Below are 12370 nucleotides of genomic sequence, written 5' to 3' on the forward strand. Positions count from 1 at the left end.
CATCACACCCTCTCGTCCATCAGAATGCCGAGTAACTCGTTAATACTCTTTGCCAGCTTCACCATCACCTCTGGAGGGATCTGTCTTATGAGTTCTCCCGTTTCGGCGTCTTTTATCTTCACTATCACCATGTTGAGCTCGTTGTCATACTTGAACTCCGCTTCTCCTCTGAAGATTTTCTTTAGTTTCTCTATCTTCTTTGAGAACTCTTCTATGGCCTTTTGAACGTCTTCTTCCCGCTGTTTTTTCATCTCGGAAACAGGAGAAGACTGCTCGTTCATATGGAGTTCCCTCTTTGTTATTTCTCCATGAAGTACAGCATTTCCTTTCCCGTCCGTGGGGTTTATTCTCATCGTGGATCCCTCCACTTGGTGGTTTCCATGGTTTTATATCGATCAATCCTCAAAAAATTTTAGTCCCCAATTATAACAATTCTATCTATGACGTTGTTTTCGTCTATTTTTATCTTCAGAGTGATTTTTTTGTACTCTATATCACTATCACTTGCTAATGGAACATCTTCAACGTTTGAACCGTTTGGATCAACGTAGGGGAAAGGAGGGTTCTGATCATTCCACCTGTCTTTCCAGAATTCTCTGTTTATCTCACTGTACACGCTTTGATCTATTTCATGTCCTGATCTGTATTTGGACAGAAAATCATACGCAAAGTTCGTAAGAAGAAACACCTCTGTGGATTTTTCAGTAAAGGCCACATTTTTTGTCACCACAAGAACGATTGCCGTGAATATTGAAACAACCAGGAGTATAAGAATCAAACTGATAAGTGTTTCTATTATGAGACTTCCTCTCCTCATCTCAATACACCTCTCTCACGTAGCGAATCATTGATTGTTTTTCCACTGTGGGGGTACCAAATATAGCAAGGCCTTTCAGTATTCTCCAGTCGTATATGTAGTTTTTTCTATAGCCTGTTCTGATAACAGGTGTACCATTCCAAGACCACCTGAAAGTTCCCACCGGTCCTCTGACGTACTGCATGAGAGAGCCGAAAATGGTGAGTTCTCCTTTGGATTTTCCTTCGTTATAGCCTTCCACATAGAAACTTCCATCGAAGGCGTATATACTGGCAAAGATCTTCATGTTGGGTCTTTTTTCTTTCACCACCACGTCGTTGAACGCAACCAGGTTGAGAAAGTCATCAGACTCGTGGTTTTTGATCATTTCCGCGTATTCTTCCGTCTTGACGTTCCCATTATCATCGAGAGGTCTTATCTCAACTTTAGCAACTTTTTCATCGGAATTTCCTTTTATCCCCTGTAGATCGGCGATCTTTTCTAGAACCCCTCTGTAATCGTTGTAGATGATGTGATCTTCTATGTAGATATTCTTTGCAACAATGGTGTACTTTCCATCCACGAACATGGGTTTTCCATCACCACTCATGTTTCTCAAATAGATGTCACTGTCTGTTTTTATCACACCGTTGAAGTATATATCGTACTCGTTTCTGTCGAGGCCAAGAAGTTCTCTTGCTTTATCTCCTTGAATGACAAGATGATACTTATCGCTGTTTGGTACTTGTTTGAGGTGGAAGAGGTTAGCTTCTTTTTCCTCACTTTCCCCAATAAAATGCCAATCCTGCATATTATTGCTTACATATTCCCTGTATACTTCCTTATATTTCACTTTTACCAAATAATCGTTTTGGCTATTACCTCTTGGTGTATTGAATTCTATGATATAAATCGGTTCGAGTTGCTTTTTGTAGAATTTCCATTCTGTTTTATTCCACCTTGTCGAGCCCTTGTTTTCATCGAAATCGTATTCCACGATCTTTGACGAAGGAAGCTCTATTCCTACCGGTTCAGTCGAGTTTACAACCTCGCTTGCAGGTTTTACGATCTTTTCGATTTCTCTTGCGTAATAGTCTTTTATCTTACTCATGTTGTATTTTTCTATGTCCTCTTCTGTCAAGTACTTTGGAGGAGGATTCTCGTATCTTGGACCATTTCCTGCTTCGATATCGATACCCTTGAACTCCACACTTGCCTTGAACAGTGGCTCTCCTTCCACATGTATCACATCGTTCGACCTGAAAGGACCATCTATGGTATCCTGAGTGATGAAGTATATCTTACCACCACCTGGTCTTGTCTCTTTTTCTGTAAAATACGCGTACTTGTTCAAAAAATCTGAGGATAGAACGGCGTATTTGTAAACCACAGCCTTTCCCACCTGAGCTCTCACAACGAGCAAAACATAGAAGGGAGTATCCTTGAAGGGGAAAACAACAGCGTAGAAACCGGAAAATCCAAGTTTCGATGCTTCACCGGTAAAATCGCTGTCTGAAGAAAGATCGAAGTGTTTTTCTGTATCCAATAGCGAGAACGTTTCCTTCCATGCTTCACCGTCCGATTGGGCAAAAACCCTTTTTTTGAAGTCTTCAAACCAAGTCACGTTTTCGGTGGACCAGTTGGTAATACTCACGCCAAGAAAACCGAAATACTTCTTCAAGCAAGCAACTCCCAGATTCAGAATGTTGGAGGCTTTGTAGGTAGCTTCAAGCCTCTGAGAAGTTATCTGTACGTTTTCAGCGTACTGCCTGAACGCGAAGAACACAGACACTCCAAAAATAGAAATAATCAGAAGTATCACCATAGTTGTTACCAGAATAGAACCGTTCCTCACAGAAACCACCTCACTCCAGGTTTGAAAGAGCAATACTTATAAAATAAGTTCTTTCGATGCTGTTCTTTTTCTTTCCTATAGTGAAAGAGATCGTACCAGGGCTGACAAAAAATGTGCAGGTGGAAATATCCGATACTAGGATTTTGGTTTTTTCGAGGATCAAATCGTTATCAGGATTTTTCCGATAGATTTGAAGTTCGATATCGGGTCTATTGAATACGATGACATAGAGATAATCCTGAAAACCGTAATCTTCTCCGGCAAATGGTACACTCACCTTGAAGGAGATTCTTGCAGGATCGCTCGGATCGAAAGACACCTCATCTGCCTTCGGTCCTGCTTTTATGATCTCTTTTCTCAACTCCATGGCTGCTTTCAAAAGGTCATCAGCCAGCTCAATTGTGGTCAGAGACTGAGCGGAAACAATTGTCACCCTTGTTGCTATTCCCAAAATCAAAAGTACTGTTATGAGGAGAACAACCATTGTAATTAGCACCTCTGTGATGGTGAACCCATTCCTCATTGTTTCACCTCCACATGTAATTGTTACCAGAAAAGTGTGGCAAAAATGTGGCAAGTGATAGAATCGTATACAGGGAGGTGAAACGATGGTTATTTCGGAAAAAGTGAGAAAAGCCCTTAACAAACAACTGAACAGGGAGATCTACTCTTCTTATCTGTACCTTTCCATGGCCACCTACTTCGATGCAGAAGGCTTCAAAGGTTTCGCACACTGGATGAAAAAGCAGGCACAAGAAGAGCTCACTCACGCTATGAAGTTCTACGAATACATCTACGACAGAGGTGGAAAGGTGGAACTCGAGGCAATAGAGAAACCCCCATCAACATGGAACGACATAAAAGATGCGTTCGAAGCAGCCCTGAAGCACGAAGAATTAGTCACCCAATCGATCTACGAAATACTGGAACTTGCCTCGGAAGAGAAAGATCACGCCACCGTGAGTTTTCTCAAATGGTTCGTCGATGAACAGGTGGAAGAAGAGGAACAAGTGAGGGAGATACTGGATCTTCTGGAAAAAGCAAACGGTCAAATGTCCGTGATCTTTCAACTGGACAGATACCTTGGACAGAGGGAATGAGGGGCGAAACGCCCCTTTTCACTTGGAGGTGAAAGCGTGATATTGGTACTAGGAGTGTTCAAGATAGAGGTAGAGCCCATGCTGGAAGAGATGGAAGTCCTGGAGAAGGGACGCTTTCTGAAGAGATACTACCAACGTGGAATTATCGGAAGAAACGAGGTTGTTGTGAGTTACGGATTCATTGGAAAGGTGGAAGCCGCCCTTGTCGCGCAGGCCTTCTTGGACAGGTTCAGTATCGACGCTGTTTTTCTCACAGGAAACGCTGGTGGTCTGGATGGGGTCGAAGTGGGTGATGTGGTAGTTGGAGACTTTTACACGGAGTACGACTTCGAAACCGCCCTGGGTGACGAAGGAATTGTGATACCAGGAAGCGAAGATCTGGAGGACAAAGTGATAGCATATTCAAGCAGAGAAATCAAAACAGGGTTGATAGCAAGTGGGGACTCTTTTGTGACAACGAAGGAGAAAGCAGAGAAGATAAAAGAAAAAACAAAGGCTCTCTGTGTCGACATGGATTCTGCTGCTGTGGCAAAGGTTTGTTATGAAAACGAGAAAAAGTTCCTTGCTATAAAAACCGTTGTCGACCTCTGTGGAAAAGATACCGAAGAGGCCTTTAAGAAAAATTACGAAAAATATGGTTTTCTGTCGAATCTCGTTCTTCTAGATGTTTTAAAACGATGCGTCCTTTAAGCAAACAAAGAAGAAAGGACGATCGAGTAATACTTTGTCTCTTCTGAATCAGCTCTCGAGGTGAGAACAACCGGAACCCTTCCTCCAAGGATTGTGGATGCCGCTCTTGCCTTCGCCAAGAAAACAAGCGCTTTGTAGAGGATGTTTGCCGCTTCTATATCTGGAAGTATCAAAATGTCTGCTTTTCCTGCCACCGGGCTCTCTATTCCCTTCCTTCTTGCTGCCTCTTCAGATACCACGTTGTCCAGGGCAAAGGGACCATCGACGATGCAGTTTTTTATTTGCCCTCTCTGGTTCATCTTGGAAAGAACGGCTGCCTCGATTGTAACGGGCATCTTCGGATTCACGATCTCTATAGCCCCCACCACCGCTACCTTCGGCATCTTTATTCCCAGAACATCTGCCACACGAACACAGTGTTCTATCATGTCTACCTTCTGTTCCAGAGTCGGACTTATCACCATCCCAGGATCAGAGATGATGAGAGGTCTGGGAAAATCTGGTATCTCCATCACGCTCACCATGGAAAGTGTTTTTCCCGTTCGAAGGCCATATCTTTCATCCAGATAGATCTTCATGAGATCTCCTGTTTTTATCTTTCCCTTCATCAAAAAGTCGCATTCACCTTTCGAGACTGTTTCCACAGCGAGCCTTCCCGCTTCTTCTGCTAGACAGTCAACGATCTGTGGTTTCTCCCATTCTGGTGTACATTCCTTCACTATTTTCAAGATCTCTTCTTTTGGACCAAATAGAACAGGTTCACAGATATCTTCCTTCCATGCTCTGAAAACGGCCTCGATCACATGCTCGTCGTTTGCAACCGCAACGGCGAGTTTCTTACCTCTTCCTTTCGCTCTCTCTTCCAGTTTCTCCAGATACACGCTCTCATCTCCTCACAGAAGATGTTTTTCTCTTCCGTATTCGAGAACAACTTCCCTGAGTCTTTTGATACCCTCCACTATTTTCTCGTCCGGCGGCAGGCAAAAAGAGAGTCTCATGGAGGAACTGGGTTCATCGTACACTTTAAACACCTTTCCAGGAACGTAGAAGACCTTCTTTCTCTTTGCGTACTCGAACATCTCCCACGTGTCGAAACCTTCTGGAAGTGTGAGCCAGATGAAGAGTCCCCCTTCAGCCTTCACCCACTTTGTACCAGGTATGTCGGAAAAGTACTCCTCCAGCGCATCGAGCATCACCTTTCTTTTTCTTCTGTAGAGTTCGATGGTGGGTTTTAACTGTTCGAAAAGGTCGTACCTTTCCAGATAGTGTGCTGCAAGACGATGGGTGATCGCGGGACTGCACAGATCCGCAGATTGTTTTGCCTGAACGACCTTTCTGATGAACTCCTTGCTTCCCGCTACCATTCCTATCCTGAGACCCGGTGCGAGAACCTTGCTGAAGGTGTTGAGTAACACGACCCTTTCAGGCCCACCGATCTTGAACACAGGATCTATCGTTTCACCTTCGTACCTCAAGGCTCCATAGGGATCGTCTTCCACAATGAAGAGATCGTATTTTTCTGCAATTTCAACGAGTGCTTTTCTCTTTTCCAGCGAGGTGGTGACACCTGCTGGGTTGTGGAAGTTGGATACAACGTAGATGAACTTCACCTGTTTTATTTTTCCCTTTTTATCCATGTCTGAGAGTTTTTTCTCAAGGATGTTCAGATTCATTCCATCGTCTTCGAGTGGAACCACGATGAAATTTGCAAGATACTGCTTGAAGGCATTTATGGCACCAAGGTAGGCAGGATCATCCAAAACACAGTAACTCTCATCGTCGAGGAAGATCTTTCCTATGAGGTCCAGTGCCTGTTGAGATCCCACAGTGAACACAAGGTTGTCTTCGTCGAGTCCGGTGATACCGTACATTCGATCTAAAAGTTTCAGAATCTGTTTCTTCAAGAGAGGATCTCCTTCTGTTGTCGAGTACTGGAGTGTGTAGTGATATTCTTTTTCTATGATCTCTTTTGCAATTTCGGCAAGTTCTTTTCTTGGAAAGGTCTCTGGATCTGGTACTCCTCCACCGAAAGAAATGGCATCTTTATCGGCAGCGAACTTCAGAATCTCCCTGATGATCGATGATTTCATGTTTTTTCCGATCTTTGAAACCTTGTTTTCCAGATTCACATGGCCACCCCCTGCTGTCTACCCTTTCTGGTGAATTATACATCAAATCACGTGTTTTTTCGATGTGTTGTTTGATATACTTTATAAAACAACCGATTGGGCGGTGGTCCTGTGAGAGAAAAGATCGAAAAGATAATCCTGAACATCGAAAGAGTCATAAAGGGAAAGAGGGAAGCGATAAAAGCGGTTGTCGCGACACTTCTTGCAAAGGGACATGTTCTCATGGAAGACGTGCCGGGTGTTGGAAAGACCATGCTCGCAAGATCCCTTGCAATATCGCTGGGGGTTGATTTCAAGCGGGTTCAGTTCACACCAGACCTGTTACCAACGGATCTCACTGGGCTGTACATCTACGACAGGAAAAAAGAGGACTTCGTTTTCAAAAGGGGACCCATATTCACCGATGTTCTTCTGGCAGACGAGATAAACAGGGCGACTCCGAGAACCCAGTCTGCTCTTCTTGAGGCGATGGCGGAGGGACAGGTAACCGTGGACGGAATCACCCACAGACTCTCCGACAGGTTCTTCGTCATCGCCACACAGAATCCCATCGAGTACGAGGGAACCTTTCCGCTTCCCGAGGCTCAACTGGACAGGTTCATGACCTGTGTGAAGATGGGATATCCAGATGAGAAGGCAGAGATGGAAATGCTCACCTCTCAGGAAAAGGGCCATCCTGTGGAACATCTGGAACCAGTTCTGAACCCCGAAGAACTCACAGGTCTTCAGAAAGCGGTGAGGAACGTCTTTGTCAGCGATGACGTGAAACGCTACATCGTTGATATAGCGAACGCAACGAGAAACCACCCGAGTCTTCTTCTGGGTATGAGTCCGAGAGGAAGTATCGCCCTCATGCATTTTTCCATGGCCCTTGCGTTCATGGAAGGAAGAGATTTTGTCCTTCCAGACGATGTGAAAAAAGCAGCCCTCTACGTGATCCCGCACAGGGTGATCCAGTCTGCCGAGTCCAGACTCAAGAGAGAAAGGAAGGAGGACATAGTGAAAGAAATACTCGATCATGTGAAGGTGGTTGAATGAAGGTAAGAAAGAAAGGCCTTGTGATTCTCACGATCCTTTCTGTGATGGCCTGGATACTCACGCAGAACAACCTTCTGTTGTTTCTTGTTTTCTTTGCCGTCACAAGGTGGATCGACCTTTTTCTTGTGCTCAGAAACATTCCGAAGTTGAAGGTGGAAAGGTACATCACAAAGACAAGACTTTTTGTGGATGAAAAAGCCAAGATGGTGTTCAGGATCTCTCACACGGGAAACATGAAGCTTTTCTTGAAACTCCAGCCCAGCCTCTCTCCTGTCAGATTCTTCAAAAAGGATTCTGAAAGGATAATCCTGGATCCGCTTTCATCGAGAAAACTGGAGTTCATCTTCTCCTATGGAACACGTGGAAGGAAGATCCTGAAAGACTTTTCCATTACCTTCGAAGACACGTTCGCAACGTTCTCCGTTCAAAAGGTCTTCGAGGTGGAAGACGAAGTGATAGTCTTTCCAGAATACCTGCCTATCACTTTTTACAAAGAATCTCTGAAAGAACTGCTTCCGGGAAGAAAGAGCCCGCTGAAACTTCTGGAAGACAACACGATGTTGAAGGGTCTCAGGGATTACAACGGTGAGCCGATGAACAGGATACACTGGAAAGCCTCCGCAAGGTATGGAAAACTCTTGGTGAAAGAGCACGATCATACCGCCCTTGGAAAGGTGAGGATCTTTCTGGATCTGAACCTTCCCAAAAAAGCAGAACTTGGAGAGGTTTGGAAAGAACTCAGAAAGCACTACGAGGAGGAAGTGGTGAAACTCGTTGCGAGCGTTGTGAAAGAGTTGAAAGAACGCCACACGCCCGTGGAACTGGTGGTGATCGGTGAGAAGGTGTGGAAAAACAACGAGAAAGACTGGGTTTCAGACTTTGAACTGCTTGCCACCGTGAAAGGAACGGACTTTCCTTCCTTCGATACAAGAGATATCTTGGAAGTCCACAGGTTCGATCCATCGGACACGGTGTTGATCTTTTGTGTGCATCTGACCATGCAGGAACTTCCACTTCTTCTCAAGATGAGATCAAAAGTTTCAAAACTGATCGTTTTTGTCATACCGTATGGTTTGCGAGATCCGAACACGAAACCTTTCAGAAGTTACCTTCTCATGCGAAGGGATCTACAGGATCTTCTGGAGAAAGCAAAGCTGCTGGAAGAAAACCACGTGATAGTGAGAGGGATAAGGGAAAACATGACCTTTCAGGAGGCTCTGGACAGTGTTCCCTGATGTGTTGTTCGCAAGTACGCTTTTTCTGTCTGGCATGAAATATCTTGATCTTCCCATATTGGGGATAATTTCGGCTGTGATCCTAGTAATCACGCTCAAAAGATTTTCCATGGCTTATCTGATAATCCTGCCGGTTCTGGGGTTTCTTCTCTGGATCACTCTGAAAGACAGAGATCTTATGATCTCTTCTCTTGTCACCAGTGTCTTTTTGATCTTTTCTGACTTTGAAGATGAAAGATCGAAAGTTCCATCTCTTCTTGTTTTTTTTGCAATGGTGGTACTTTTTGGAAAGAATACGTTCTCACCAATACTCGTTTCTGGAGCGCTCTCCCTTTACTTTATCTATGAAAAAAGGTATCTGTACTCTCTGATCTCTCCCTTTTTAATGTTTGTTCCGCCTTTCAATCTTCCTTCGTTCTCGTTTGGAGGCAGACAGAAAACGGAAATCGCGGAATCCTCACAAGAATCGATGAAGAACGTGATTGTAATGATGGAAAGGTTCTTTCAAGAAGAAAACCCACTCATGGGAATACTGTGGGGTATTATCTTTTGGATCGTCGTGGTGAGTACGATCTTTCTCTTTCTGACCTTTCTGAAAAAATTCCGCATAAACATGAAGGTTCCCCACTATGTACTCATCTTTCTTGTCATTCTTGTGGTGGTCTTGTACGCTTTCTTATTATTCGTGAATCTTGTGGTTCAGAACATGAACTTGGAAATCGGTGTACCAGAACTCACCCCGATCGGCCGGATGTTCTCCTCCTCTTCACCCGCCTCTGTAACCATTATAGAGATCGAAAGAAAGCCCTCATGGAACAGTGTGAGATGGGCTCTGACCATCGTCACTTTTGTTGTGGCAATCTTTGTCCTCTATAGCACACTGAAAATCTTCCTGAAAGCAGTAAGATCAACGACCAGCAAGCTAGAAACAGAAGAAGAGATGGTGGAGAAAGCAAAGGAAAAATTCACAGGGGATGAAAAGCAAATTGAAAGGAGAGAAATTCACAGCGTGGAAGAGGCTTATCTGTTTCTAAGAAAGAGGTTTTTCCCCGGGAAAGACCAACTCACTCCGTACGAACTGATAGAAGGAGAAAGATATCGCCACTTCAGAGAGCTCACAGAAAGATTTACGAGAATAAGATACTCACGTATAAAACAGGAAACACCTTTTTCTGAAGTGAAAAAGCTCTTCCTGGAGTCAGAAAAAGAATTGAATTATAAGAACAAAAACAAGAGAAATATGCAAAAAGAGGCATAAATCTTCAAAACAGGAAAGTGTTTAGAGTCCATCAAAAACTGTTCAAGAAAATTGAATTCGAAAAAATTAACCCACAGAAAAGTTTGAATTAAGATTCAAAAAGATTCCTTGACGACTTTTTAGAAAGCCTGTAAAATACTCATAAAAATCATTCTCGAAAGGGGAGGGAAAAGCTATGAGGAAAGCTGTTTTGACTGTTCTTCTTACTCTGATGGTTGTGAGTCTCTTTTCTGCGGTCAAGATCGGTGTGATTCTTCCAATGACTGGTGGTATTTCCGCGTTTGGAAGGATGGTATGGGAGGGAATCCAGATCGCCCACGAAGAAAAACCCTCTGTTTTTGGAGAAAACGTGGAACTCGTTCTCCTCGACACAAGAAGTGAAAAAACAGAGGCAGCCAACGCAGCAGCAAGAGCGATCGATAAAGAAAAGGTCCTTGCCATAATCGGTGAAGTTGCAAGTGCGCACTCTCTCGCCATTGCACCCCTTGCAGAAGAAAACAAGGTTCCTATGGTAACACCCGCTTCCACGAACCCACTTGTGACACAAGGAAGGCAATTTGTCTCCAGGGTGTGTTTCATCGATCCATTCCAGGGGGCAGCGATGGCGGTCTTTGCCTACAAAAACCTTGGTGTTAAAAGGGTGGTCGTATTCACAGACGTCGAACAGGACTACAGCGTGGGTCTTACGAACTTCTTCATAAACAAGTTCACCGAACTTGGCGGACAGGTGAAAAGGGTGTACTTCAAGAGTGGAGACCAGGATTTCTCCGCACAACTTTCCGTTGCGATGGCGTTCAATCCTGATGCGATCTATATAACAGGATACTATCCAGAGATCGCTCTGATCGCAAGACAGGCAAGACAACTTGGTTTCACCGGTTACATCCTCGCCGGTGATGGTGCAGACGCGCCAGAGCTCATCGAGATCGGTGGAGAAGCAGTCGAAGGACTCCTCTTCACCACCCATTACCATCCGAAGGCAGCGAGTAATCCCGTCGCCCAGAAGTTCGTTGAAACCTATAGGAAAAAGTATGGAAAAGACCCGGCCGCTCTCAACGCACTCGGATACGATGCGTACATGGTCCTTCTCGATGCGATTGAAAGGGCAGGAAGCTTCGACACAGAAAAGATCGCCGAAGAGATCAGAAAGACAAGAAACTTCGAAGGAGCAACAGGCATCATCAACATCGATGAGAACGGAAACGCTATCAAATCCGTGGTCGTGAACGTGGTGAAGAACGGAACCTTTGACTTCGAAGCTGTCATAAATCCATCCGATATCCAATAGTTCTTTTCAAAAAAACAACCAGGCGGGGCCCCGATATGGGGCTTCGCTTTATTTAGTTGAGAAAGGAAGGTGAAAGGGTGGTATTTTTTCTGCAGAACCTCTTCAACGGGATCATGCTCGGCGGACTGTACGCACTCATAGCGATCGGCTACACGATGGTCTACGGTATTCTGAGACTCATCAACTTTGCCCACGGTGACGTGATGATGATGGGAGTGTACTTTGCATTCTACGCTGCCACCCTTCTTTCGTTGAGTCCCCTTCTTTCTGCCGTTGTCGCGATACTTGGTGCGGCACTCCTTGGATTTCTCATAGACAGGGTGGCATACAAACCTCTGAGGAACGCTCCAAGGATTTCCGCACTGATCACGGCAATTGGAGTTTCCTTCTTTCTTGAAAGTCTTGCCGTTGTGATATTTGGTGCTATTCCCAAGTCGTTTCTGAACGTCTTCAAAGACAGAACAATATTGAACAAGGTGCTGATCGTTGCCGGTGCCAGAATACCCCTTCTCACGTTCCTTGTCATATTCATCACCGCTGTCATCCTGGTGGTGCTCTTTTTCATAGTCTACAGAACAAAGATCGGAATGGCGATGAGGGCAATTTCCATGGACATACCAACGACATCCTTGATGGGAGTCAACGTGGACGCCGTCATCGGTTTCACCTTTGCTCTCGGTTCTGCCCTGGCTGCTGCAAGCGGAATCATGTGGGCGATGAGGTTTCCAAATGTGCACCCTTACATGGGTTTCATGCCAGGGCTCAAAGCGTTCATCGCCGCGGTTTTTGGAGGAATAGGTTCGATCCCAGGAGCCGTTCTTGGTGGAGTCCTTCTTGGTCTTATAGAGATATTCCTTGCAGCCTACTTCCCATCCGTTATGGGATACAGGGATGCGTTTGCCTTCATCATATTGATCATCATTTTGCTTGTTAAACCGTCTGGTCTTCTTGGCAAAAAAATCGTGGAAAAGGTGTGATAGA

At 44.7% G+C, this 12370-nt stretch carries 13 protein-coding genes; 7 read left to right on the forward strand and 6 right to left on the reverse strand.

The features are described from left to right. Positions 1 to 2: 2 nt before the first annotated feature. From AS006_RS06315 to AS006_RS06330, 4 genes are read right to left on the reverse strand one after another with little or no spacing between them, the layout of a single operon-like run. On the reverse strand, positions 3 to 353 hold the full coding sequence (locus tag AS006_RS06315; protein WP_101513505.1) for a flagellar protein FlaG: 351 nt from the start codon (positions 351 to 353) through the stop codon (positions 3 to 5). Positions 354 to 412: 59 nt separating this feature from the next. Next, positions 413 to 817 (reverse strand): hypothetical protein, encoded by a 405-nt coding sequence (locus AS006_RS06320; RefSeq protein WP_101513506.1) that lies wholly within the window; start codon positions 815 to 817, stop codon positions 413 to 415. A 1-nt stretch (position 818) separates the two neighbouring features. Next, positions 819 to 2651 carry a hypothetical protein gene (locus AS006_RS06325; RefSeq protein WP_101513507.1) on the reverse strand — a complete coding sequence of 611 codons (1833 nt, stop codon included), beginning with the start codon at positions 2649 to 2651 and terminating at the stop codon, positions 819 to 821. A gap of 10 nt (positions 2652 to 2661) precedes the next feature. After that, the gene (locus AS006_RS06330) at positions 2662 to 3174 is read right to left on the reverse strand and encodes a prepilin-type cleavage/methylation domain-containing protein (protein WP_101513508.1); all 513 of its coding nucleotides are present in this window, start codon (positions 3172 to 3174) and stop codon (positions 2662 to 2664) included. 85 nt (positions 3175 to 3259) lie between these two features. Here AS006_RS06330 and AS006_RS06335 point away from each other — a divergent pair, with 85 nt between their 5' ends. Further along, entirely contained in the window at positions 3260 to 3751 is a 492-nt protein-coding gene (locus AS006_RS06335; protein WP_101513509.1) for a ferritin, read from the forward strand. Between the two features lie 36 nt (positions 3752 to 3787). Beyond that, a complete protein-coding gene (gene mtnN / locus AS006_RS06340; protein WP_101513510.1) occupies positions 3788 to 4441 on the forward strand; it encodes a 5'-methylthioadenosine/S-adenosylhomocysteine nucleosidase in 654 nt (217 codons plus the stop codon). Here the strand turns inward: mtnN and AS006_RS06345 are convergent. Together AS006_RS06345 and AS006_RS06350 are read right to left on the reverse strand one after the other, a co-directional pair. Then, on the reverse strand, positions 4438 to 5322 hold the full coding sequence (locus AS006_RS06345) for a phosphate acetyltransferase (protein WP_101513511.1): 885 nt from the start codon (positions 5320 to 5322) through the stop codon (positions 4438 to 4440). The genes mtnN and AS006_RS06345 overlap by 4 nt on opposite strands. Positions 5323 to 5334: 12 nt before the next feature. After that, entirely contained in the window at positions 5335 to 6570 is a 1236-nt protein-coding gene (locus AS006_RS06350; protein ID WP_199167449.1) for a PLP-dependent aminotransferase family protein, read from the reverse strand. 111 nt (positions 6571 to 6681) lie between these two features. On the opposite strand from AS006_RS06350, the gene AS006_RS06355 reads away from it, so the two are divergent. From AS006_RS06355 to AS006_RS06375, 5 genes are all read left to right on the forward strand, one after another. Continuing rightward, on the forward strand, positions 6682 to 7608 hold the full coding sequence (locus AS006_RS06355; RefSeq protein ID WP_199167451.1) for a MoxR family ATPase: 927 nt from the start codon (positions 6682 to 6684) through the stop codon (positions 7606 to 7608). Next, entirely contained in the window at positions 7605 to 8843 is a 1239-nt protein-coding gene (locus tag AS006_RS06360; protein ID WP_101513512.1) for a DUF58 domain-containing protein, read from the forward strand. Before AS006_RS06355 ends, AS006_RS06360 begins: the two co-directional genes overlap by 4 nt. Further along, positions 8833 to 10101 carry a hypothetical protein gene (locus AS006_RS06365; protein ID WP_101513513.1) on the forward strand — a complete coding sequence of 423 codons (1269 nt, stop codon included), beginning with the start codon at positions 8833 to 8835 and terminating at the stop codon, positions 10099 to 10101. The genes AS006_RS06360 and AS006_RS06365 overlap by 11 nt, the downstream gene beginning before the upstream one ends. A gap of 175 nt (positions 10102 to 10276) precedes the next feature. Continuing rightward, the gene (locus tag AS006_RS06370) at positions 10277 to 11389 is read left to right on the forward strand and encodes an ABC transporter substrate-binding protein (RefSeq protein ID WP_101513514.1); all 1113 of its coding nucleotides are present in this window, start codon (positions 10277 to 10279) and stop codon (positions 11387 to 11389) included. A gap of 77 nt (positions 11390 to 11466) precedes the next feature. Continuing rightward, positions 11467 to 12366 carry a branched-chain amino acid ABC transporter permease gene (locus tag AS006_RS06375; protein WP_101513744.1) on the forward strand — a complete coding sequence of 300 codons (900 nt, stop codon included), beginning with the start codon at positions 11467 to 11469 and terminating at the stop codon, positions 12364 to 12366. The last annotated feature ends 4 nt before the right edge of the window (positions 12367 to 12370 follow it).

The sequence above is a fragment of the Thermotoga sp. SG1 genome, from assembly GCF_002865985.1.
GTDB lineage: Bacteria > Thermotogota > Thermotogae > Thermotogales > Thermotogaceae > Thermotoga.